The 23,420-nt window shown below is 57.8% G+C and carries 17 protein-coding genes; 15 read left to right on the top strand and 2 right to left on the bottom strand.

What is annotated here, in order from left to right:
- Positions 1–237: 237 nt before the first annotated feature.
- The 7 genes from rpsL to rplW all read left to right on the top strand — a co-directional run bounded on the left by rpsL (position 238) and on the right by rplW (position 5,224).
- Positions 238–612 (top strand): 30S ribosomal protein S12, encoded by a 375-nt coding sequence (rpsL, locus tag MWL89_RS11275; RefSeq protein WP_102377595.1) that lies wholly within the window; start codon positions 238–240, stop codon positions 610–612.
- 76 nt (positions 613–688) lie between these two features.
- Positions 689–1,159: a 30S ribosomal protein S7 gene (gene rpsG / locus MWL89_RS11270; protein ID WP_102377596.1), complete on the top strand. Its 471-nt coding sequence runs from the start codon at positions 689–691 to the stop codon at positions 1,157–1,159.
- 17 nt (positions 1,160–1,176) lie between these two features.
- On the top strand, positions 1,177–3,294 hold the full coding sequence (gene fusA, locus MWL89_RS11265; protein WP_102377597.1) for an elongation factor G: 2,118 nt from the start codon (positions 1,177–1,179) through the stop codon (positions 3,292–3,294).
- A gap of 47 nt (positions 3,295–3,341) precedes the next feature.
- Positions 3,342–3,650: a 30S ribosomal protein S10 gene (gene rpsJ, locus MWL89_RS11260; RefSeq protein ID WP_102377598.1), complete on the top strand. Its 309-nt coding sequence runs from the start codon at positions 3,342–3,344 to the stop codon at positions 3,648–3,650.
- Between the two features lie 14 nt (positions 3,651–3,664).
- Complete coding sequence (rplC, locus tag MWL89_RS11255; protein WP_367997845.1) at positions 3,665–4,285, top strand: 50S ribosomal protein L3; 621 nt, start codon at positions 3,665–3,667, stop codon at positions 4,283–4,285.
- Positions 4,286–4,316: 31 nt separating this feature from the next.
- A complete protein-coding gene (gene rplD, locus MWL89_RS11250; RefSeq protein WP_244386068.1) occupies positions 4,317–4,940 on the top strand; it encodes a 50S ribosomal protein L4 in 624 nt (207 codons plus the stop codon).
- A complete protein-coding gene (gene rplW, locus MWL89_RS11245) occupies positions 4,940–5,224 on the top strand; it encodes a 50S ribosomal protein L23 (protein ID WP_102377601.1) in 285 nt (94 codons plus the stop codon). The genes rplD and rplW overlap by 1 nt, the downstream gene beginning before the upstream one ends.
- 717 nt (positions 5,225–5,941) lie before the next feature.
- Here the strand turns inward: rplW and MWL89_RS11240 are convergent.
- Together MWL89_RS11240 and MWL89_RS11235 are read right to left on the bottom strand one after the other, a co-directional pair.
- The gene (locus tag MWL89_RS11240) at positions 5,942–9,874 is read right to left on the bottom strand and encodes a BadF/BadG/BcrA/BcrD ATPase family protein (RefSeq protein WP_244386065.1); all 3,933 of its coding nucleotides are present in this window, start codon (positions 9,872–9,874) and stop codon (positions 5,942–5,944) included.
- Positions 9,875–10,718: 844 nt separating this feature from the next.
- Positions 10,719–10,925, bottom strand: coding sequence for a helix-turn-helix domain-containing protein (locus tag MWL89_RS11235; protein ID WP_279611969.1), 207 nt, complete (start codon positions 10,923–10,925; stop codon positions 10,719–10,721).
- Between the two features lie 251 nt (positions 10,926–11,176).
- Between MWL89_RS11235 and MWL89_RS11230 the strand changes: the two genes are divergently transcribed.
- The 8 genes from MWL89_RS11230 to MWL89_RS11195 all read left to right on the top strand — a co-directional run bounded on the left by MWL89_RS11230 (position 11,177) and on the right by MWL89_RS11195 (position 23,416).
- Complete coding sequence (locus MWL89_RS11230) at positions 11,177–12,721, top strand: helix-turn-helix transcriptional regulator (RefSeq protein ID WP_244386060.1); 1,545 nt, start codon at positions 11,177–11,179, stop codon at positions 12,719–12,721.
- Between the two features lie 32 nt (positions 12,722–12,753).
- Entirely contained in the window at positions 12,754–14,187 is a 1,434-nt protein-coding gene (locus MWL89_RS11225) for a helix-turn-helix transcriptional regulator (protein WP_244386058.1), read from the top strand.
- 230 nt (positions 14,188–14,417) lie between these two features.
- Positions 14,418–16,910 (top strand): molybdopterin-dependent oxidoreductase, encoded by a 2,493-nt coding sequence (locus tag MWL89_RS11220; protein ID WP_244386057.1) that lies wholly within the window; start codon positions 14,418–14,420, stop codon positions 16,908–16,910.
- Positions 16,911–16,923: 13 nt separating this feature from the next.
- Positions 16,924–17,265 carry a 4Fe-4S dicluster domain-containing protein gene (locus MWL89_RS11215; RefSeq protein ID WP_102377608.1) on the top strand — a complete coding sequence of 114 codons (342 nt, stop codon included), beginning with the start codon at positions 16,924–16,926 and terminating at the stop codon, positions 17,263–17,265.
- A 201-nt stretch (positions 17,266–17,466) separates the two neighbouring features.
- Complete coding sequence (locus MWL89_RS11210) at positions 17,467–18,732, top strand: MFS transporter (protein WP_102377609.1); 1,266 nt, start codon at positions 17,467–17,469, stop codon at positions 18,730–18,732.
- 213 nt (positions 18,733–18,945) lie between these two features.
- Entirely contained in the window at positions 18,946–20,259 is a 1,314-nt protein-coding gene (locus MWL89_RS11205) for an MFS transporter (protein ID WP_102377610.1), read from the top strand.
- A 227-nt stretch (positions 20,260–20,486) separates the two neighbouring features.
- Positions 20,487–23,048, top strand: coding sequence for a molybdopterin-dependent oxidoreductase (locus MWL89_RS11200; RefSeq protein ID WP_102377611.1), 2,562 nt, complete (start codon positions 20,487–20,489; stop codon positions 23,046–23,048).
- A 26-nt stretch (positions 23,049–23,074) separates the two neighbouring features.
- Positions 23,075–23,416: a 4Fe-4S dicluster domain-containing protein gene (locus tag MWL89_RS11195; protein WP_102377608.1), complete on the top strand. Its 342-nt coding sequence runs from the start codon at positions 23,075–23,077 to the stop codon at positions 23,414–23,416.
- Positions 23,417–23,420: the final 4 nt, after the last annotated feature.

Raw genomic sequence — 23,420 nt, 5'->3', positions numbered from 1 at the left:
ATCGGCTAGCGAATAGCGCCTTTTACCAGTGGAAATATAAACTCACATCTATAGATACACCCGGATGCGTGGCGTTTGACAAGCCTGTTGGGGGATGATAAAGTTCTCGTTCGCGTCTCTAAGGGGCGCGATTTTTCGTGTGCGTAACAGCTGAACGCACTCGAAATATAGGAAAGAGCGACTACCTATATATACAGTATAGGCAGTCGAAACGGAAAAGGTAGAAGGAGTACAGCTTTGCCTACAATCAACCAGCTGGTCCGCAAGGGCCGCCAGCATTCGGCCGAGAAGAGCAAGACGCCGGCGCTGAAGGGCAACCCGCAGAAACGTGGCGTGTGCACCCGTGTGTTCACCACCACCCCGAAAAAGCCGAATTCGGCACTTCGCAAGGTCTGCCGTGTTCGCCTCGTCAACGGCATGGAAGTGACCGCCTACATCCCGGGCGTCGGCCACAACCTCCAGGAGCACTCGATGGTGCTTCTGCGCGGCGGCCGCGTTAAGGACCTCCCGGGTGTTCGCTACAAGGTCATCCGTGCTGCGCTCGACTGCGCCGCCGTTGACAACCGTCGTCAGGCCCGCAGCCGCTACGGCGCCAAAAGGCCCAAGAACTAGCAATCGTTAAGTCGCGCGGGCCGATCGGCCTAATGGGCATGAGCCCCGAAGCGCGCAGACAGGAAAAGGAGAAAGAATGCCGCGTCGTGCAGCAGCAATCCGCCGCGAAGTGCAGCCGGATGCAACGTACAACAACCGCTTGGTCACGCAGCTGATCAACAAAGTCCTCCTCGACGGCAAGAAGTCCGTCGCCGAGGGTATCGTCTATGGTGCTTTCGACATCATCGAGAAGAAGACCGGCGGCGATCCGCTGGCCGTGTTCAAGAAGGCCATGGACAACGTGCGCCCCACCCTCGAAGTCAAGCCGAAGCGTGTCGGCGGTGCCACCTACCAGGTGCCGATGGAGGTCAACTCCCGTCGCGCCACCACGCTCGCCATCCGTTGGATGGTGGACTTCTCGCGCAAGCGTAAGGAGCACACCATGAAAGAGCGCCTCGCCGCCGAGATCATGGATGCTGCCGAGAACACCGGCGCTTCGGTCAAGAAGCGCGAGGATCTCTACAAGATGGCCGAGTCCAACCGTGCATTCTCGCACTATCGCTTCTAAGAAGGGCGGTATCGAGAATGGCAATTTTACCTCTGAAGGACACGCGCAACATCGGCATCATGGCCCACATCGACGCCGGTAAGACCACGACCACCGAGCGTATCCTCTACTACACGGGCAAGACCCACAAGATCGGCGAGGTTCACGACGGCGCTGCTACCATGGACTGGATGGTCCAGGAGCAGGAGCGCGGCGTGACCATCACCGCCGCCGCCACCACGTGCTTCTGGAAGTATCCCGGGGGCGCTGACAACGGCAAGGAATATCGTTTCCAGATTATCGACACGCCCGGCCACGTTGACTTCACGGCCGAAGTCGAGCGCTCACTGCGCGTTCTCGACGGTGCCGTAGCCGTGTTCGACGCGGTCGCCGGTGTGCAGCCGCAGTCCGAAACCGTATGGCGTCAGGCCAGCAAGTACGGCGTGCCCCGCATCGCCTACATCAACAAGTACGACCGCGTGGGCGCGGACTTCTTCAACGCTATCCAGACGATGAAGGACCGCCTGGGTGCGCCGGCTGTTGCCGCGCAGATGCCCATGGGCGCCGAGGACAACTTCTGGGGCGTCATCGACCTCGTCACCATGACCGCATGGGACTTCAAGGCCGACGACAAGGGCATGACCTACCCCGAGCCCATGGATGCCATCCCGGCCGAGTTCGCCGATGAGGCCGAGATGCGCCATCAGGAGCTGCTCGAGGCTGCCGCCGACTGCGACGACGACCTCATGGAGAAGGTCCTCATGGAGGAAGACGTCACGGTCGACGAGCTGAAGGCCGCCATCCGCAAGGGCACGATCGCCTGCAAGATCCATCCTGTGTTCGTGGGTTCGTCCTACAAGAACAAGGGCGTGCAGGAGCTGCTCGACGCGGTTGTCGATTACATGCCGAGCCCCGTCGACATCCCCGCCATCAAGGGCACGAACCCCGACACGGGCGAGGAAGACGAGCGTCCCTCCGACGTGAAGGCTCCCTTCTCTTCGCTGGCGTTCAAGATCATGACCGACCCGTTCGTCGGCAAGCTCACGTACCTTCGCGTGTACTCGGGCCAGCTCGACTCCGGTTCGTACGTGCTCAACGCGAGCAAGGGCAAGAAGGAGCGCATCGGCCGCTTGCTGCAGATGCATTCCAACAACCGCGTCGACATCGACGAGTGCGCCGCCGGCGACATCGTTGCCGTCGTCGGATTGAAGGACACCTCCACGGGCGACACCCTGTGCGACGAGAAGAACCCGATCATCCTCGAGTCCATGGAATTCGCCGAGCCGGTTATCGACATCGCCGTCGAGCCGAAGACGAAAGCCGAGCAGGACAAGATGGGCGTCGCTCTGCAGAAGCTCGCCGAAGAGGATCCAACCTTCCGCGTTTCCACGAACCAGGAAACCGGCCAGACCATCATCGCCGGCATGGGCGAGCTCCACTTGGAGATCATCGTCGACCGTCTGCTTCGTGAGTTCAAGGTCGAGGCGAACGTCGGCAAGCCGCAGGTTGCCTACCGCGAAACGGCCACCAAGCCGGTTCAGGGCGCCGAAGGCAAGTTCGTCCGCCAGTCCGGTGGTCGCGGTCAGTACGGCCATGCGGTCATCAACCTGGTTCCCCAGGAGCCGGGCGCGGGCTACGAGTTCGAGAACAAGATCGTGGGCGGCGTTGTTCCCAAGGAGTACATCACCCCGATCGACAAGGGCATCCAGGAAGCGCTCAACTCGGGCGTTCTGGCCGGATACCCCGTTGTGGACATCAAAGTCGAGCTCGTCGACGGTTCGTATCACGAGGTTGACTCCTCCGAAGCCGCATTCAAGGTTGCCGGTTCCATGGCCATCAAGGACGCGCTCAAGAAGTCGAGCCCCGTTATCCTCGAGCCGATGATGTCGGTTGAGGTCGAGACGCCGGAAGAGTACATGGGCGACGTTATGGGCAACCTCTCGAGCCGCCGTGGCCAGATCCAGGGCATGGGCGATCGCGGCAACGCGAAGACCATCAAGGCCAAGGTGCCCCTGAGCGAAATGTTCGGTTACGCGACCGACCTTCGCAGCGGTACGCAGGGTCGTGCGGTCTACACGATGCAGTTCGACTCTTATGAGCCGGTTCCGAAGAACGTTGCAGAAGAAATCATCAGCAAGGCTGGCGGAAACGCGTAGGGCCGTGTGGTCTCGCATAACGCTTAAGCATAATGGAGGTAAAACAAGTGGCTAATCAAAAGATTCGCATCCGCTTGAAGGGCTATGACCACGAGATCGTGGATCAGTCCACGAAGCTCATCGTGGACACCGCCCAGAAGACGGGTGCCAAGGTTTCCGGTCCTATTCCGCTGCCGACCGAGCGCAACATGTACTGCGTGATCCGTTCTCCCCACGTGAACAAGGATTCGCGCGAGCAGTTCGAGATGCGCACGCACAAGCGTCTGATCGACATCCTCGAGCCGACCCCCAATACGGTCGACTCCCTGATGCGTTTGGACCTTCCGGCCGGTGTCGACATCGAGATCAAGCTGTAAGGGGGCATAGCGTAATGATTACTACCATCTACGGTAAGAAGCTGGGTATGACCCAGATCTTCGCCGAGGACGACCGTGTGCTTCCCGTGACGGTCATCCAGGCGGAGCCCAACAAGGTCTGCCAGGTCAAGACTGCCGCTACCGACGGCTACGAGGCCGTTCAGATCGGCTTCGGCTCCATCAAGGAGAAGAAGGTCAACAAGCCCATGGCGGGTCATTTCAAGAAGCAGGGTACCGCGCCCACGCGCTATCTGCGCGAGGTTCGCGTCGACTCCGCTTCCGACTACAAGGTCGGCGATGAAGTGACGGTTGCCAACTTCGCCGAGGCGAAGAAGGTTCACGTGTCCGGCACGTCTAAGGGCAAGGGTTTTGCGGGCGTTATGCGCCGCTACAACTTCGCCGGCGGCCCGGGCGGTCACGGTGCGCACTTCCATCGCGCTCCGGGTTCGGTCGGCCAGTGCGCTACGCCGTCGCGCGTGTTCAAGGGTCTGAAGCTTCCCGGCCACATGGGCTGCGAGACCGTCACCGTGAAGAACCTCGATGTCGTTCGCATCGACGAAGACCAGAACCTCATCCTCGTGAAGGGCGCTGTTCCCGGCGGCAAGAACGCCGTGGTCCGCATTCGCATGGCATAGAGTGCAGAGAAACTTGAGGAGTTAAGACATTATGGCAAGTATTGAAGTAAAGAATGTGAGCGGCAAGAAGGTCAAGAGCGCCGACCTGTCCGCTTCCGTGTTCGGCATCGAGCCGAACGTGCATGCCATGCACGAAGTTGTCCGTGCCCAGCGCGCCTCGTGGCGCAGCGGCACCCACAACACGCTGACCCGCGGTCAGGTGCGTGGCGGCGGCAAGAAGCCGTGGCGCCAGAAGGGCACCGGTCGTGCCCGCCAGGGTTCCACCCGCTCTCCCCAGTGGGCAGGCGGCAGCACCGTGTTCGGCCCCCATCCGCGTTCCTACGCGTTCAAGGTGCCGAGCAAGGTCGTGAAGCTCGCGATGCGCTCTGCGCTCTCCGCTAAGCTGGCCGACGGCGAGCTCTTCGTGATCGAGGAGTTCGGCTTCGAGAAGCCTTCCACCAAAGAGGCCGCTGCCGCCATCAAGGCGCTCGGCTGCGAAGGCCGCACGACGGTGGTCATCGCCGACGACGATGTGAACGCGTACCTGTCGCTGAGGAACCTTCCCCGCGTCAACGTGCTTCCCGTTGCCGAGGCGAACACCTACGAACTGATCGACAACAAGGCGCTGGTCTTCACGGCTGCCGCCCTGGCTCGCATCGAGGAGGTGCTCGCATAATGAAGGATCCCCGCGAAGTCATCATCCGCCCGATCATCTCGGAGCATAGCTACGACATGATGGAGGACAACTGCTATACCTTCGAGGTCGCCAAGACCGCCAACAAGGTGGAGATCGCTCAGGCGATCGAGGCTATCTTCAACGTGAAGGTCGTCAAGGTCAACACGCTGAACGTCAAGGCAAAGCCGAAGCGCGTTCGCTACCAGCTCGGCAAGACCCGCACGTGGAAGAAGGCCATGGTTACCGTCAAGGAAGGCGACTCGATCGAGTTGTTCGCTTCCTAGGCTCGCTTCGAGCTCGAGCATCGAGCGAAACGAGCCGACTGTACGCCGAGCGCATCGCTGCTTGGCGCAGGCGCTGAATTTCGGGGCCGGATCCGTTTTGGATCCGGCCCTTTTTGTGCGCGAGCGCATGCGCTTCGGGCAAACGCGTTTGGACCCCGACTGCGGGGTGGGCGCGGATAAAAGTGGCTGAGATTTACGACTTGGTGGATCGAAGAGCGCTGATTCTTATGTCATCGTCGGTTTTCGGCATTGTATCCCCAGATGGCAAGAATCTTGCCTGGACGCCTTCGCTCTGTTTGCGCCGATCTATCCACCAAGTCGTAAATCTCAGCCACTTTGAGGCGGCGGATGCGGGTAAGGCGCGCGTTCGGACTGCGCTCCGGCATGGTGGAGGCAAAGGGCATCAGCCGCAGCGCGGCGCGAAGCTACGGGGTCGGGCGATCATGCGAGCAGGCAAGGTCGGATTCGGCGCTTGCGGGTGCCTGTGAGAAGAATTGCACCCAGAGTCTTACGGTTTCGGGATGCGTTAGTACCGAAGTTATCGCTCCCTGGTGAAAAATAGTACTGCTTTGTCTATGTTTGGCGGGGATTTCATCCTATCGGTGGCATGTTTTTTCTTGCCGAAACGGGCATCATACTCAGTGCGCGCATGACATCCGTCGCATCGAACGCAAAGCGAATGCCGTCCCCCGCGGTTGCTTTGCTGTTTGTCGGCCTTTAAGAATCGTCGGATGCATGCGCGTTTCTTGTTGCCTCGACTACGAGTAGAATGCGGTTCTTCCGATTGAGCGCTGAAGCGTCCGGGTCGTAGTCGATGACGGTGATGGGTACGGTGGCAAACCGCTCCTTCAGGCCGTGCAGCGCACCGCGTACCTCGACATGTCCTTTCAGGCAGCCGAAACTCTGAGCGTATACAACATGATCGACGCCTGCCGCTTCAAATGCTTCCAGTTGGTCGATGAATCGAACGTCGTCGACAAGAAGCGCGTTGGCGTCGGGCATGATCGCCTCGCAGCAAAGCGTGCCGAGGAAATCGACGAGCCCGTCGTTCAAGGGCGCTTCGAAAACCATATACGGATTTCCGAGAATCCCGATGCGCGGAATGCCGTTCGACTCGCTTTGCGCGAAAGCGCCGCACGGCGCGGCCGCATTCCCGAAAGCAGCCCATGCGGGATCGCTGGCTTTTCGGAGGATGATGCGGGGAGAAAATCCAAGGGGGTTTTCTACCAGATCAGGCAATGCGTCGAACAGGCATGATGCGCATCCCTCGGGCACGACAACGGTGCCGATGCTCGGATCGGTTCTGCAGAGCCTGATGATGCGCCCTGCGACGGCAGCGACTGTTGAGCAGATATCCTGGCTCACCTCGCGCCGCCCGATTTCGATATCTTCGGCTTCTATGCGGCCGAGCTCGATGGTCTGAGGGCGTTGAACTGCGCGATCCGACGCTTCGCCGCGCTCGGGCGAAGCGTCGGGTGCGGTGCCGTTGGCGCGGGCGGCGCCCGCCCGTCGCTCTTCGATCGTGTCAGCAAGGGTGCGAAGCCGGATGAGGATATGCGCCGTATCGGCGATCTCGTCGATTTTGAGCGCGGTGAGCGAGCGCCCCGTTGCTTCGAGGATCTGCTCGGCTTCTCGGATGCTTGCGGCATCGTAGGCGCAGCCGAACGATTGGAGGCAGACCATGTCGACGTTCTCGCGTGAGGAGGCGAACGTCGCAAGCCGATTGAGCCGCTTGCCCTGCTTCCAGACGGCAAGCTCATCTTCGGACCTCAACTCAGACGGCGTACCGCCGTGCTCGGCTGCAGCGCGCATCGTGCGCGGCGGGCCGGTAAGCCCGATAGGGGAGAGCACGGCGAATCCGAGCGCTGCGAGCATGGTATCGATGCCGTGGCTCAGGGCTGGATCGATATGGTAGGGTCTTCCTGCCAGCACGATGCCGCGTCCTCGCTCGGCGTCGATTCGATCGAGCGCTTTGCGGCATGCATGCTCCATCGTTGCGACGAACCGCGCCTGCGCGTTATCCGCTTCCGATAGCGCCCGCTCGATCTCCTGCTCGGTTAGGGGAACCGCCTGCGGGACGATGTGTTGCAGGGCGGCAAGAAGCGACGCGCGATCGGCTGCACACGATGCGATGCGAGCGGGCTTCGACGAGGAGAGCTTCGGCGAGACGAGTTTCGCGGTGCCGCTGCGGAGCGCGGGCATGCTGTCGCGTACGGCACGTGCGTACAGGCTTGAGACGGGACAGTGCGAGCCGCGCTCGTATTCCGGCATGAATACGGCATCGACGCCCTGATCGAGAAGCGAGCTTATGCGCTGATGGACGATCTTGGCGGGATAGCAGACGCTTTCCGACGGTATGGTGTCGACGCCTCCTAAGCCGAGGTCTACCGCGCCGCCTACAGCGATGGAGAACCCGAGGCTTGCCATGAGCGTATGCCAGAAGGGCAGTGTCTCGTATTCGTTGAGTGCGCAGGGCAGCCCTACGACGACGTTTCTGCGCGGCGAATCGGAGCCGTTGGACGATACGTTTTTGTACCGATTGAGAAGGCCTTGCTCGAGAGCCACGGTGTTGGGCGCCTTTCCGCGAGCGGCAAGCTGGCCGCCGATGCGGCCTCGGGCGTTTTCGAAGAACGAATAAGCGCGTTCGCAGCGGTTGCCGTCGACGAAGCAGCGGTCGTCGGGAGAGCGACGACGGGAATCTCTGCTTCGATGCAAGTTCGCAGCCCGCGCAGGGCTCTTTCGCTCGGGGTCGGTGCTCTCTTCGAACGTAACGATGGAAAGCGCGCATGCGTTGGCGCATCCGGGGCACGTTTCGGTGCGGTAGCGGGGCTCGAGCGTCGAGATGGCGGCGCTGTCGAGAAGCGAGCTCGCCGCACCATCGGCCCGCGATCGGGCAACGAGGGCGGCGCCGTAGGCGCCCATGAGGTGGGCGATATCGGGCCTTACAACCTGCTTCCCCGAAACGAGTTCGAAGGCGCGCAGGACGGCATCGGAGAGAAACGCTCCGCCCTGTACGACTGCGGTTTTCCCAAGGGAATCGAGACTGTCGAGCCCGATAACCTTGAACAGGGCGTTGTTGACGACGGAGTAGGCTATGCCGGCTGCGATGTCATGCGCGGATGCGCCGACCTTCTGTGCATGCCGTACGCGCGACGTCATGAAGACGGTGCACTTGGTTCCGAGATCGACAGGTGCGGTCGCCTTAAGCGCGAGCTGCGCAAACGCGTGGGGCGTGCTGCGCAGGGAGTGGGCGCTCCCCTCAATGAACGACCCGCAGCCCGACGAGCAGGCTTCGTTGAGCACCGCCTTCGAAATCGCGCCGTTTTCGACCCAGAGCGCTTTCATGTCCTGCCCCCCGATGTCGAGCACGAAATCGGCTTTTGGGCAGAGGCTGCGCGCGGCTTGCAGATGGGCCGTGGTTTCGACGACGCCCGAATCGACGCCGAACGCTGCCATTAGGAGGCTTTCGCCGTATCCCGTTACGGTCGCGTGCCCGATCGTGCAGAGCGGCGTGCCGTCGTATTCGCGGGGCATGGCCCGGTAGAGGTCGAGCAGCATCTCGGCAGCAGTGGCGAGCACGTTTCCCGCGACCGGCTGGTAGTCGGAGTGGAGCAGGCAACCATCTTCGTCGACGAGCGCGAGTTTGACGGCTGTAGAGCCTGCATCGATGCCGAGGTACACCGTCCCCTCGGCATCGCCGAAGCGCTTGCGCGGTGCCTTGTGCGCGGCATGACGCTCCTTGAAAGCCTCGTATTCCGCATCGCTTGAGAACAAGGGGGATAAGCGCGGCAAATCGTTTCGCGCCGCCCGGGCGGTGCCGAGGGCCTCCTCGAGTTCGGCAAGCGAAAGGTGTGCAACGGGCGCATCGAGGCGAACCGCATCGTCCGAGAGAAGCGCAGCGCCCTTTGCCGTGAACAGATGGGCGTCGGCTGGCTTGATGCCCGTGCGGTGGTCGAGGTCGAGCGCACGCCGGAATCGGTGGACGAGGCTCGGAATATGCTCGAGCGGTCCTCCGAGAAACACCGTGGTTCCCGTGATGGGCCTGCCGCAGGCGAGTCCGCCGAGCGTCTGCTTGACGACGGCATCGAGCGCGCTTGCGGCGATATCGCTCTTCTTCGCCCCCGCATTGAGCAGCGGACGCACGTCGGTTTGGGCGAACACGGCGCAACGCGATGCGATCGGGTAGGTCTTGGTCGATCCCATTGCAAGGCTGCTCATCTCTTTGGACGATACGCCGAGCATGAACGCGATGGTGTCGATGAAGCCCCCTGTGCCGCCGGCGCACGTTGCGTTCATGCGCTGTTCGAGCCCGCCAGCGAGGTAGACGATCTTCGCGTCCTCGCCGCCGAGCTCTATGATGGCATCGGCTTCGGGGATCTCCTTTTGCACGATGCGGGTGGTTGCGACGACTTCTTGGACGAAGGGTACGCCGAGCATCTCGGCCAACTCGATGCCCGCCGAGCCCGTTACGGCTACGGAGCCTGCTACGTTTCCGTAGCGCCATACGAGATCGTGCGCCACTTCGGAAAGCGTAGTCTTGATGTCGGCTCGGTGTCTGCGGTATGCGGCGCGCTCGACGGTGCCGTCCTCGTTGAGAACGACGATCTTGATGGTTTTGGAGCCTGCGTCTATGCCTATGCGGTACGTCATAGGTACTATCTATACCGCAAGTTGGCGAAATACGCTATGCGGCTGGAAGCATGAATCGGCGGTATACACGGTCTTCTCGGGTTGGCGTAGGGCGGGATTTCTGGGTTCTATCGAGTGGCAGGTCTATCTAATGCCGGTAAAACACCTGATGGAAAGACAAGATTAGTCTATCGGTATTATCTCTAATCGATCATTTAGTGAGCATCGCGGGATGATTTTATCGAAGGTCGTTGTTACTGTTTCTTCAGAATCCCAAACAAAACGAAAGGATCAGCCAATGTGTTTCAGACCTGCAGCTGTCGAACTCGACAAGAAGTGCCCGCAGTGTGGTGCGACGTGCAAAGCCGCCGAAACCGTATGCCCTGAGTGCGGAGCTACGTTGCCGGCGGGTCCCGCAATGCCGGGTGCCCCAGGTGCCCCGGGTGCACCCGGGGCACCGAAGGCGCCGGGCGCTCCTGCGGCCCCGGGTGCACCGAAGGCGCCTGGGAAGTAGTTGGCGTCGACCGCGTTTTACGGCACCGCTCTACGGACAGGTCTATAGGGCATCGCAAGACGCAGATCGTGAAGCTGGGGCTTTGCGATGGCGCTTCAGGATGTATGTTCGGGCATGTATACGGCTTTCGACATCGGACGGTAGGTATGTGCTATCCTTGCACCCATTGCAACAGATGCGGTCGTGAACCCAAGCCGGGACTTTGTCCGATTTGCGGGTACTCTAACGGGCAAGGTGCCGTTTCGTGCAAACGATGCGGCACTGCGTTCCCTCGACCGCCTGGGCAGCTTCGGTCGGATACTCGTGTGGGGAAAAGGGAAACCCGTGGCGAATCGCGCTGACCGTCCGCTGTTAGATCCCCTCGAGAAACTCCGAAAGGGACATGTCGAATCCCCCTGCGATACGCTCGAGCATGTCGATGCTGGGATTGCGCTCGCCCGATTCGATTTTACTGAGGTAAGCGCGTTCGACGTTGACCATATTGGCAAACGTGACCTGCGTCAATCCGTTTTGCTCCCTCAGAAAACGGATTCTGGCGCCAATAGCTTTTCTTGTCATTTTAGTCATAGGGTGATGGTATCTTTAGCAGTATCGTGTACTGTGTTCGATAGGACACAATTGGCGTTATCATTAGGAAATGAGCATGTTTAGCGCTGGGGGTGATGCGTTTGGTTGCATTGCATGGGTTGCCATGCATATATGGTAATTGCTTATATACTTGAAGTCCACTGCGGCGCATCCGCAGTCTTGAAAACGGGGGATGCCGACTCCCTCTCATCACGAATGCAATAACTGGGGGTAGATGTTGCATGGAAAACGTATCGACTGGCCAAACGCGCGAGTATGAGCAGACGAAAAAGAAGGTTCGTCAAAAGAAGAACGAGTGGTTGTTCGTTAATCCGTATCTCATTGTCGGGATCGTGGGAGCTTCCTTTTGCTTTTCATGGTTCTTCTCGATTATCCTTACGCCCAATTTCCTTTACGCGGATATTGGGGAAACTCGCTTATACCAGCTACTGCACATCGGGTTTGCGGGAGCTCTTTTTGCTGCATACTTTGCAATCTGGCGATTATCCGGCTTTTTCCAGGTGCACAGAGGAGCTCTTCTCGTACTTTCGCTTGCATGCGGTCTTGTGAGCGCTGTTCCCGGCGTATGGCCGTCTTTTTTGCACGATGTGGCGTTGCCGATAAGAACGGCGTGCGCGGGGGCGGGAGTGGCATCGCTTGCTACGCTTTGGATCGAATTTCTCTGCGTTCATCTTAAAGACCAGGTTCGGGTTGCAATCGCCTCGATCTTTGTCCTTTCGTTTGTGTGGTATGCCGGTGTGCTCTTGGTTGATGTGCGGTTTTCCCCGTTTGTCGTACTTGCGTTCGTTTTGATCTCGTGTTTGATCTACCTTTTCCTTCGCAAGCGTTTTGCGCTTATGGATACCATGCCTTCGATCGACGCAAAAGAGTCAGATTCTCGCCTGCTGATCACATGGAAACCCTCTCTTCTTACGGTGATGGGATCGGTTGCCCAGGGGTTTGTGCTCTATTGGCTTCTTCAAGCGGAATCGTATGTCCCTGTAGCGTCGTTTTTGTTGGGGGGAGGTTCTCTCGTAGTCGCACTGCTCCTGCTTATTGATTCGCTGAAATCTTTTGCGATCAAGGAATCGTTCATCAGGAAGCTGTTCCTCCCCGTTTTGGCGGCGTGCATTCTTACACTTCTCTTCATCCCGGCGGAATGGCGCTACGTCCCTTGCTTGCTTGCGTTCGGCTTTTCCCTGTTGCCGTACTCAAGTGCTCTTTTTGCTACGTGCGAGCATATCGTGCGTTGCGATCTCTCTTCTATACGGGCGTTCTCATGGGCGCGGCTCTACGCGGCGATCGGGCTCCTTCTTGGTCTTGGAGCTGGATGGTCGGCTTTTTCAAGCGAGATATTCGGCGATATAACGTTGCCGGTATTCGTTGTCGTCATTGTCATGTTCTTTATTCTCGTGTCAACGACGTTGAGCACGAAAAGCTACTACCCTGGCGAAGATGAGCCCGGTGAAAGGATCGCCCGCATTGGGGGTGATGGGGAGATATTGTTTGAGCATCAGGTAGATTCCTCGGGGGATGGGAAGAAGTATTTTCAGCAGAAATGCGATGCAATTGCCGAGAAGTACGGCTTGACAAACAGACAGACGGAAGTCCTGCACCTGCTTGCGAAGGGGAGAAATGCAGCCTACATACAAAAACAGCTTGTGATTTCGCAGCATACGGCAAAGGCTCATATCTATTCGATATACAAGAAAACCGAAACCCATTCTCAGCAGGATCTTATGGATCTGGTTGAGAACTACGAGCTTGACGAGGGCAGTAAGCGATAGGGCATCGCGTGTTTTGAGAGCGGGTTGATCATATGGCAGCGATTGAAACAAAAGGAACGTCGGGGCTGGGCGCTCTAAAACTCGGAATGGACGCCTTGGCGGGTTTTGTTGGGTTCGGATGCGCAATAGCATCGGTACTCGGGCTTTACGCTGTTGTGCCCGGTCTCGTGACGGCGGCTGGAACCGACTGGCTGTGGATAAGGCTCGTATATGCGATATCGATGGCGGTTGGCTTTTTGGTTGTGAGTTTGGGGGCCCATGCGATAGCGCGGCATAAGTGCATCGTTTTGATAGCCGGGTCAGTAGTGGGCGTGAGCGCTATGGCGTTGGTGCTGTTCGTACCTGCTGGGCCTCGATTCTTGCAATTATCCTGCCATAGTGCGATAGCCGTGGGCATGTCGTTTCTTGTCGTCCAGTGGTTCGGCTTCGTTTGCTCGCAGCCGTACCGAATGGTTTTAATGCTTGTTGCGGCGGGCGTTGCTGCGGGTATCGGCGGTTGCTTGATCGAGGGGTACCTTGTTGACGGTGCTGCTCGGGTGCTGCTCGTTGTCGTGTGGGTGGTATCGCTCGGATGCATGGTCGCCCTGATGCGTTTTCGATCGGGAGATGCTTTACCCCCGGCGATAAGCAATAAGGAGTCCGATAAGCGCTCGAAAATTCTTTGGACCTCAACGATCATGCTTTCGTTCAGCAGTTTCGAGTTCGGTTTGGTTGTCAGTGTTGCCTCGGAGACGGGAGCCGCTACCTGGTGCCTCGTTGCCGCTTTAGGCGCTGCGGTGTTGCTAGCCGTTGATTGGGTGGGCAAGAGGGTTATAACGGAGAGAAGCATGTCGCCGATAACGCCCCCGCTCACAATGCTCTCCTTTGTTACGATGTTCCTCTTCAACGATCTGGTCCAGGTGGCGGCGCTCTGTTTTCTGTCAGCGCTCTTTTCCATCTATACGGTTTTCGGCTGGGCGGCTATGGCGGAGCATGTTCGCATTTCGCGGCTTTCTCCCTTGCATACGTTTGCAAAAGCGCGGATTCTCGACTATCTTGCCATGGCGGGCGGCCTTGCATTCGGTTTCGTTGCCTTCTCTATGGCTGCGAACGGCGGGCTTCTTGCCGTGCAGGTATCTGCGGTTGTCGCCATAGCCTACAGTTTCCTCGCGGCGTTCTGCCACAAAGCGCGATTTCCCGAGGCAGGTGTTGAGGACGTCGGACATGTGTCCCTTCCTGAAACCAAGGGGCTTTGGAAGAAACGTTGCCGCGCGGTGAGCGAACAGCACGGCTTGTCTGAGCGGCAGTACGAAGTGCTCGTGCTGGTTGCTCAGGGTCGCAACGCGAAGTACATAGAGCAGACTTTGATGATATCTCTCAGCACCGCTCAAACCCATATTCGCAATATCTATCGTAAAACAGGCGTTCATTCGCGCCAGGAGCTCCTCAATCTCATCGAGGCCACCAAATTGTACGGCGAAGATTGATTTTAATGCTCTCGCGCTTTGGGTATTAGGGGCTGAGGGTCTTAGTCGGTCGTACCTATAGAGAAGGACGTTGAGGCTTATCTTTCCGCATTTGGCGAGGTCGGCCATCGTCAAAACCTAGGTATCGACACGAACACCAAGATCGCTACGATGACAGCTGCTTTTGAGCCAAGCTATCCTTCGCGTCAATGGCGCCATCATACGCCAGAGACGAGAAGGAGGAATGGTTCATGGCTGATTATCAAGAATTCTTGGACAGCGTCGACCGCAAAGCCTACCATGAGGGCGAGGTTACCTGGGAGGAAGACGGCTACACCGTTACGCGCACGTACAATTACAGTGCTCCCGGTTGCCACGACTCTTGCGGTGTTCTGCTGTATACCAAGGATGGAAAGCTTGAGAAGGTCGAGGGGGATCCGCTTGATCCGTATGCGAACGGCAAGCTTTGCATGCGCTGCCTCGATTTGGAGGAAATGGTCAATCACCCTATGCGCTTGAAGTACCCCATGAAGCGCGCTGGAGCGCGCGGGGAAAACAAGTGGGAGCGCATAACGTGGGATCAAGCTCTCGATATGATCGAGACGTACATCAAAGAGGAAATCGACGATAAGGGTCTCGGCCGCGAAGCTATCCTTGTCGGGCATGGTACGGGTCGCAATATCAACTGGCAGGTGCCTTTCATTGCGGGTGCATGCTTCAGGACCGCGAACGTGGGCGGCATCTACTTTTCCGGATGGTGGTGCTACATGCCCCGCGTGTGCGGAGCCGCCGGCCCTCTGGGCGACTATCCGATCGTCGATGCTTCTGAAACGCTGCCAGATCGCTACGCGAACGAAGAATGGGTTCGGCCCGACGTGCTTGTCGTATGGGGTAACGAACCGCTGAAGTCGAACGGTGACGGTTATCTAGGCCATTGGCTTAACGTGTGCGTGCAGGCGGGAACGAAGGTTATTTCGATCGACCCTGTGCTTACTTGGTGGGGTGCGCGCGCCGAGTATTGGCTGCAGCCCCATCCTGGTACCGATTGCTGCATAGCCCTTGCTTGGCTGCACGTCATCATGAACGAGGATCTGATCGACCACGAATTCGTCGAGAACTGGTGTGCGTACTACGACGAGCTTAAAGACCACGTACAACAGTTTACCCCTGAATGGGCAGCTGAGATTACAGGCGTTTCCGCCGATGACATCGTTGCCACGGCGCGCATGTACGCAAACGCCGACCGCGGTGCGATCCAGTGGGGCCTTGTATTCGATGCGGGCACACGCTCTTCCATGCATTGGACCGAAGCGGTTTGCGATCTCATGGCAATCTGCGGCAATATCGAAAAACCGGGAACCCATGTACTCGTTCATAATTCCTTCGACATCAATGCGGGCTACTCGTCGGTGGACCTGTATGCGGATCCGAAGGCGCTTGAGAGGAAATTCCGCAAATGGATGGTAGGCGATGAAGGCCTCGACTTTGTGGGCATGTCGAACTGCGATGCTATGGCATCGGTACTCGAAGCAGGGATGGTTCCGGCTACGGGCGAGCCGTATCCGATCAAAATGCTTTGGGCTCAAAGCTGCAATGCGTTTGCCGGCCACGAGGGACAGGCGCCGCGTGCGTACAAATACATGTCGCAGATACCGTTTATCGTGTATGCCGATCCGTTCATTACGCCGACTATGGTGGCTATTGCCGATTTGATTCTACCCGTATCGATGTCGGTCGAGCGCGATTCGGCTCGCACGTGGTGGACGCCGCTTCGCGCCATGAAGAAGGTGACGAGCTACTACGAGGCCAAGTCGGATGAGGAGATAGCGCTATGGCTCGGAAAGCGGTTGAATCCCGAGCTGTTCGTGCGCTGGGATTCCGCTGAAGATTTCATCAACGACTACCTGCTTACCGACCTTGCGGTTGTGGGACCCGATGGGAAAGTGAAGAAGGCGAACTTCTCGGCTGCGACCGATGACGAATGGGGCCATACTTCCGTGACAGACGATAGCGGCCCTTCCATCACAACGAAGTGTCCCTATACATTTGATCAGTTGGTTGAAGCTGGCGGACACGCGTATGACGAGTGGAACGCTACGTACAACAAGCACGAAAAGGGTATGTTGCGCCCCGATGGGCAAGTTGGCTTCAATACGCCTTCGGGCCGTATCGAGCTTGTGCCGACGATTTTCCAAGCATGGGGTATCCCCCCGTATCCGGAATACACCCCAGCGCCCGAAACATGGGAAACGACGCCTGAAGTTATGGAAGAGCTGCCGTTTTACATGATCAACGGTGCTCGCTCATACGAATTCTTCCACACCGAGCATCGCCAGGCGCCGACCATGCGCGAATTTCATCCGGAACCGCGGGTAAAAGTTTCCCCGAAAACGGCTGCCGATTACGACTTGCATGACGGCGATTGGATTTGGATGGAGAACAACGAGGGCCGATGCAAGCAGATGGTCGAAGTGTTCGAGGGCATTCCCGACGATTGCGTTTCCGCCGAGCACGGTTGGTGGAAACCTGAGGAAGAAGGCGCTGCGCCGCATTTGCATGGTTGCTTTGACTACAACGTGAACAATCTGACCCGTAATTTCCAATCAGGTCCGGGTGGCATCGGTTCTCCGATCAAGTGCACTCGTTGCCGTATCTACAAGGTGCAGGAAGGCGATGTCATGCCGGGGGTTCAGATCACGCAGCTTGGCGGATGGCGCAATGACTACGAGCCCATGCAGGCGTAAGGAGGAGACTATCATGACCAAGGCGATTCTCATCAACTACGAGTACTGCACGGGCTGCCACTCCTGCGAGGTGGCCTGCAAGAAGGAGCTCGGCCTGCCCAAGGGCGAGTTCGGCATCAAGCTCACCGAGACCGGCCCCTGGGCCTACGGGGGCAAGTCGGGCCCCGAGAAGTGGGAGTGGACGTGGCTGCCCGTCATCACCAAGGCCTGCGACATGTGCGAGTCGCGCACCGAGAAGGGCAAGATGCCCATGTGCGTGCAGCACTGCCAGGCGTGGTGCATGTACTACGGCGAGGCCGACGAGCTCGTCCGGAAGATGGACGGCGAGACGCGCTGGGCGCTCTACACGAGGTAGCAAGGTTCGGGCCGCGACTGCTTGGGCGCTTCTTCGGGCGGTCGCGGCTTTCAGGTACGGAAAACCGTTGTTGGATGTCCGTTCAGACGGGCTGTTCGACGCTTCCGAAGGACTCAAAGGCATGCGGGAAGGAGCGTGGATGCAAGCGGCCGCCTTCGGGGGTATTCATTGGGGGTTTCATTCAATAAGGAGGTTTAGGTTATGTCTACCGATATTGATGCTCGTAGCAAAAAGAGGGCGATGCTCGTATTCGCAGGCTGCTGCGTTATGCAGGCTTTCGGCTTGGGAACCGTTCTGAATTCTTCCTCGGCTTATTTCGCCATCGTCCCCGGCGCGTTGGGCGTGGACATGGGCGTGTTCGCAATGTGGATCACGTGCTATGGCATCGCAGCTCTGTTCGGTACGTTCTTCGCGGGAATACTTATCCCGAAGTTTGGCGCGAAGATCGTTATTTCCACTGACGTCATCATCACCGCATTGTGCTGCGTGGCGTTCACTTTCGCCGATCCTACGTGGTCGTGGCAGTTCATGGCCATCGGCGCTGTTATGGGTCTGACGGGCGGCATGTACTTTTTGTACGCAACGCCGTTGCTCATGGGTGCATGGTTCGGTAAAAAGGTTCTCGGTCGGTATCTCGGCATCGCTCAGCTTATGTCTGGCGTGGGCGGAGCTATCTTTCCTCTCGTGTTCACGTCTTTGTCCACGGTTCTCGGTTGGCAGGGCGTCTATTACGTAAATGCAGTTTTGCTGCTGTGCATTCTCATTTTCTCGCTCACCGTTTTCAGCGAAGATCCGGCGAAGGTTGGTTTGCATGCTTACGGTGCCGATGAAAACGAGATTGCCGATTCGAAGAGCCTTCCCGGCGTTCCGCTCAAGTACGCTTTGCCGACATTGGCGTTCGTGCTGCTGTTTTTAGGGTGCATGCTTTCCGCATTCCCCGGCAGCTACAACTCGTTCGTACAAGCTAACGCCGTGGAGGTTCTCGGACCCGAGGCGCTGATCTTCTCGTCGACGCTTATGATCGCGCTGCAGATAGGCTACATCATCGCTTCGTTCGTGGGCGGCATCCTCGTTGACAAGATCGGCGTTCGCTGGTTGACGGTGATTCTCTATGCGATCCTGATTGTCTGCTATATCAGCTTCTCGATGGCAACGACCGAAATGGCTCTTATGGTGACGGCGTTCTTCTTCGGCATGAACAATGCTATCGTAACGATCTCGGTCCCCATGCTTGCACGCGAGCATTTTGGAATGAAGGCATACGACAAGATATTGTCGTACTGCATGATGGGGGTTGGCCTGTGCGGTTCTATGGGTGCTCCGGTTATCGGTATTATTTTCGATACGACTAAAACCTACAGCGGGTCGTTCCTCGTCGGCGCCGTAATCGCCGTGATCGCTATCGTCATCATATTGCTGTCGTTCGTTCCTGCGAAGAAGGTTAAGGAAGCTCATTGGGAATCGTAGGAAACAAGTGGAACCGCGGTCGCGATCGGCTGCGATCAAGTTCGAAAGGACTGCACGCATGGGATTGACAAAACCTCTGGTACTGGGCGGTTTCCCAAGGGAAACAGGACTCCATCTGCCCGGTCGCATGTGGTTCATGCCCAACTAGTCTCATACTGATGACCGCCTCCCGCCCAAGCGGGCGGGAGGCGCATAAGCGAGGAGGATTGTTCTGTGGCAGAGAAAAAGAAAGGCATCCATTACGCTTGGTGGATCGTAGCGGGATGCTGCTTTATGCAGGCGTGTTGCCTGGGCCTCATGATGAACTCGGCGGGAATTTTCTATACGCCGGTCACCGAGGATCTCAACATTGGGTTAGGTCCGTTAGCGCTGTATGTAACCGTATACTTCTTCGTCACGACTTTCACGTATCCGTTCGTGGCGAGAATTCTTCCAAAGTACAATATAAATATTGTTTTAAGCGTGGCTGTCGCCATATGCTGCGTTGCCATGGGACTGATGTCGACGTATACGTCGGTGTGGCAATGGTATGTTTCCGGCGCCCTGTACGGTATCGGCGGTGCGTTCGTGTTCGTGGTGGCCGCTACGGTTCTGATCGAAAACTGGTTCGATAAGAAGCGCGGTCTTGCCTTGGGCATTACGCAGTGCTGCTCTGGTATTGGGGGAGCGATCTTCCCTATCGTGGGAACGATGCTCATCAACCAGGTTGGATGGAGATCTACGTATCTGATTCTAGCCGTTGTCGCCGCGGTGCTCGTTCTTCCGTGGACGATGTTCGTGTTCAAATACAAGCCTGAAGACAAAGGCCTCAAGCCCTATGGTTACGAAGAGAAAAAGAACACCGAGGGTGCGGTTGTTTCCGCTTACCCTGGCGTCCCCGCGCGCAAAGCCCTGATTACCGTAGCGTTTTGGGCGTTGTTTTTGTACGGAGGCGTTGAGGCTCTGATGTCGGGATACAATACGCATTTACCGGGCTTCTCGGTTTCCATAGGACTTGGCGACATGTTCGGTTCCCAAATGTTGTCGTTGTCGATGATCGGGTATGTATTCGCAACGGTGATTATGGGTTGGCTGACCGATAAGATCGGCGTGATCATCCCATCGTTTATAACCTTGCTGATAACGGCTCTTTCCCTATTCGGGTTTGCCGTGCTGCGAGACCAGCTGCCCCTTTCGGTCTGCGCCTTTTTCTTCGGAACCAACTCGGTCATCATTACGATTAGCATGGCTACGCTCGTATCCGAGATATTCGGCAAACGCGATTATGCGAAGATACTATCGTATATACGCATGTCGGGCTGCATTGCGGCCTTCGGAAGCAGCGCGATCGGATTCGTATACGATGCGACAGGGCGTTTCGACATTTCGTTTTATGCTGGAGTTGCCATCATAGCCATTTGCGCGGTCTTGGTGCTTATCGCAGTGTCCCAAAAGAAAAAGATCCGAGAGACGCTTTGGATCACCACCGACGCCGGTCCGTCGGACGCGCAGGAGACGGGCTCTTCCGCAAAAGCCCAAACTACCTAGGAATCCCGAAAAGACAAGGTCAACCAACGGCTGATTGGAATAAGCCCCGCAGGCTAACGGCGGGATAAGGTTCTCATGCTCTCGGACTGCCCTCGTCTGCTAAGGGAATTAAGCCTTCGGATTTGCGATTGCATCCAATCGGTGCAATGCGGTTAGCGTGGCGGATCGCTACGATACGGCACGTTTTCACAAAACGAAATCGTTGGACGAAGAGAATAGGAGCAATCATGGCTGATTACCAAGAGTTTCTTGACGGGGTCGACCGTGAGGCGTATCACGAGGGGGAGTGGCGATGGGAGGAAGACGGATACACCGTTACCCGTACGTACCACTATTCGCCGCCGGGATGCCATACGTCATGCGGTATCCTTCTCTACACGAAAGATGGTAAAGTCGAGCGCGTCGAGGGCGATCCGCTCGATCCCTGCACGAACGGCAAGCTGTGCATCAAGTGCCTGACGCTCGACGAGTCGGTTAACCATCCCGATCGCCTGAAGTACCCCATGAAACGCGCGGGCGAGCGCGGGGAAAACAAATGGCAGCGCATCTCCTGGGATGAGGCCTACGACGAGATCGAGGCAAGGGTCAAAGAAATATGGGAGACCGATGGCGGCAACGCGATTATCTGCGTACACGGCACCGGAAGAAACATCAACTGGCAGGTTCCCTTCTTCGGGCAGGCCGCGCTTAAGACGCCGAACATCTCGACGTTCGGTTTCACAGGGTTTTCTTGCTATATGCCGCGTATCTGCGGGTCCATTGCACCGTTCGGAGATTTTCCGATCGTCGACGCATCCGAGACGCACGAGGATCGGTACAGCAATTCCGAATGGGTTCCCCCCGAGGTACTTGTCGTATGGGGCAACGAACCGCTCGCTTCGAACGCCGATGGGTATATCGGTCACTGGCTCGTGCAGTGCGTTCAAATGGGTACGAAAATCATCTCGATCGATCCTCGCCTGACATGGTGGGGCGCGAGGGCCGAATACTGGTTGCAGATTCGTCCCGGTACCGATGCTGCGCTCGGGTGCGCTTGGCTCAACGTTATCATCGGCGAGGGGCTCTACGATGCAGACTACGTTGCATCTTGGTGCTCTGGATTCGAGGAGCTTGCGGAATCGGTAAAGGATACGACGCCTGAGTGGGCTGCTGAGATCTGCGATCTCGATGCGGATGAAATACGTGCATCAGCCCGCTTGTATGCAGGTGCCAAACCGGGAGCGATTCAATGGGGGTTGGCGTTCGATCAGCAGCTTTCGGCCATGGCGCTCTGTTTGGCCGGCTGCGATCTCATGGCCCTGTGCGGAAACGTCGATGTGCCGGGTGGAAACATCCTTGTGCATAATGCGTTCGAGATCAACGCCGGGTATGCTTCGGGCGAGAATCTGACGCCCGCAGAGTGGCGCGCTAAAAAGCTTAATAATAATTTTGCGCTATCGGTCGAGGGCGGCGATTTCGTAGCCCATGCCAGCTCGGATGGGCTATTGCAGGCGATTGAAGACGGTTTCCCGTATCCGATCAAAATGATGTGGATTCAATCTTCGAATACCTTGTCTTGCCCGAGCCAGGATGCACCGCGCGTTATGAAGGCGATGCAGAACATCCCCTTCATCGTGAACGCCGATCCGTACGTTACCCCGACGTCGGTTGCTTTGGCCGATATCATCCTTCCCGTCGCGATGAGCGCGGAACGCAATTCCGCTCGCACCTGGTGGTCGCCATGTCGGGCCATGGTGAAGGCGGCCGATTTCTATGAGGCGAAATCCGACGAGCAGATAATTCTCGAATTAGGGAAGCGCTTGAATCCCGAAGTGTTCGGGCAATGGGAAACCGATATCGATTGGCTGAACTGGTATCTCCACGACGGGACCGGATCGTTTTCTGCGACTACCGAGGCAACCGACCAAGGTGGCGCGAAGAACTCGGGTAAAACGCTCTTTACCGCATCATGGGACGAGCTCGTGCGCGATCCGAGCATGGTGGGCCATTGCTATGACGAGTTCAATGCCACATACAACAAGGCGGAGAAGGGGATGTTCCGTCCCGATGGTTCTGTGGGCTACGGAACCCCATCGGGGCGTCTGGAGCTTGCGCCCATGCTTTACCAGTATTGGGGGCTTAGCACGACGCCGTTCCATACCGAGCCGCCTGAGAGCCCGATTTCGACGCCGGAGCTGATGGGCGAATATCCTCTTATCCTTACCTGCGGCGGGCGTTCGTTCGAGTTCTTCCATTCCGAGCATCGTCAGCTTCCGACGATGCGCGAGCTCCATCCGCAGCCTCGTTTGCTCGTGAACCCCGCGACGGCCGAGAAGTACGGCATTCAGGATGGGCAATGGGTGTGGATTGAAAACGATCATGGCCGGTTCAAGCAGATGGCGAAAGTGTCACCGGTCGTCAACGAGAAGACGGTCCATGCCGAGCATGGCTGGTGGTTCCCTGAGACCGAACCATCGGCTCCGTATCTGTTCGGCACATTCGAGTCAAATCCGAACAACTGCACCAAGGCTTTTGTTACGGGCCAAGGAGGCGTCGGTTCTCCGATCAAAGGTATGATCTGCAAGATATATCCCGTGCGCGAGGGCGATACGATGCCCTACCAGCAGATTGCCGAAGCGGGCAATTTTCCGTGGTATGAAAAAGTCGAGTCTCCCCGTCAGGACGAGATCGATCGGTTCCATGCGGCTCTCGATAAAGGTATGGAGTTCGATGTGATGGCAAATCAACTCGTTGATCCGGCTTCGGGCGAGCGTATCGATCTGAAAACCGGCGCCAAGGCTGAGGCGTAGCGGACGAGTGCGGTAAGGAGACTATCATGACCAAGGCGATTCTCATCAACTACGAGTACTGCACGGGCTGCCACTCCTGCGAGGTGGCCTGCAAGAAGGAGCTCGGCCTGCCCAAGGGCGAGTTCGGCATCAAGCTCACCGAGACCGGCCCCTGGGCCTACGGGGGCAAGTCGGGCCCCGAGAAGTGGGAGTGGACGTGGCTGCCCGTCATCACCAAGGCCTGCGACATGTGCGAGTCGCGCACCGAGAAGGGCAAGATGCCCATGTGCGTGCAGCACTGCCAGGCGTGGTGCATGTACTACGGCGAGGCCGACGAGCTCGTCCGGAAGATGGACGGCGAGACGCGCTGGGCGCTCTACACGAGGTAGCAAG

The sequence above is a fragment of the Raoultibacter timonensis genome (assembly GCF_022845715.1).
Classification (GTDB): Bacteria; Actinomycetota; Coriobacteriia; order Coriobacteriales; family Eggerthellaceae; genus Raoultibacter; species Raoultibacter timonensis.
The sequence above is the reverse complement of the archived record's forward strand: the minus strand, read 5'-3'. Positions and strand labels throughout refer to the sequence as shown.

Bases quoted from the DNA above. Each gene is read 5' to 3' on its own strand.
- rplW (WP_102377601.1), top strand. From the start codon at position 4,940: ATGAAGGATCCCCGCGAAGTCATCATCCGCCCGATCATCTCGGAGCAT.
- MWL89_RS11200 (WP_102377611.1), top strand. From the start codon at position 20,487: ATGGCTGATTACCAAGAGTTTCTTGACGGGGTCGACCGTGAGGCGTAT.
- MWL89_RS11220 (WP_244386057.1), top strand. From the start codon at position 14,418: ATGGCTGATTATCAAGAATTCTTGGACAGCGTCGACCGCAAAGCCTAC.
- MWL89_RS11240 (WP_244386065.1), bottom strand. From the start codon at position 9,874: ATGACGTACCGCATAGGCATAGACGCAGGCTCCAAAACCATCAAGATC.
- rplC (WP_367997845.1), top strand. From the start codon at position 3,665: ATGATTACTACCATCTACGGTAAGAAGCTGGGTATGACCCAGATCTTC.
- MWL89_RS11195 (WP_102377608.1), top strand. From the start codon at position 23,075: ATGACCAAGGCGATTCTCATCAACTACGAGTACTGCACGGGCTGCCAC.
- fusA (WP_102377597.1), top strand. From the start codon at position 1,177: ATGGCAATTTTACCTCTGAAGGACACGCGCAACATCGGCATCATGGCC.
- MWL89_RS11210 (WP_102377609.1), top strand. From the start codon at position 17,467: ATGTCTACCGATATTGATGCTCGTAGCAAAAAGAGGGCGATGCTCGTA.
- MWL89_RS11230 (WP_244386060.1), top strand. From the start codon at position 11,177: ATGGAAAACGTATCGACTGGCCAAACGCGCGAGTATGAGCAGACGAAA.
- MWL89_RS11225 (WP_244386058.1), top strand. From the start codon at position 12,754: ATGGCAGCGATTGAAACAAAAGGAACGTCGGGGCTGGGCGCTCTAAAA.
- MWL89_RS11235 (WP_279611969.1), bottom strand. From the start codon at position 10,925: ATGACAAGAAAAGCTATTGGCGCCAGAATCCGTTTTCTGAGGGAGCAA.
- rpsG (WP_102377596.1), top strand. From the start codon at position 689: ATGCCGCGTCGTGCAGCAGCAATCCGCCGCGAAGTGCAGCCGGATGCA.
- rplD (WP_244386068.1), top strand. From the start codon at position 4,317: ATGGCAAGTATTGAAGTAAAGAATGTGAGCGGCAAGAAGGTCAAGAGC.
- MWL89_RS11215 (WP_102377608.1), top strand. From the start codon at position 16,924: ATGACCAAGGCGATTCTCATCAACTACGAGTACTGCACGGGCTGCCAC.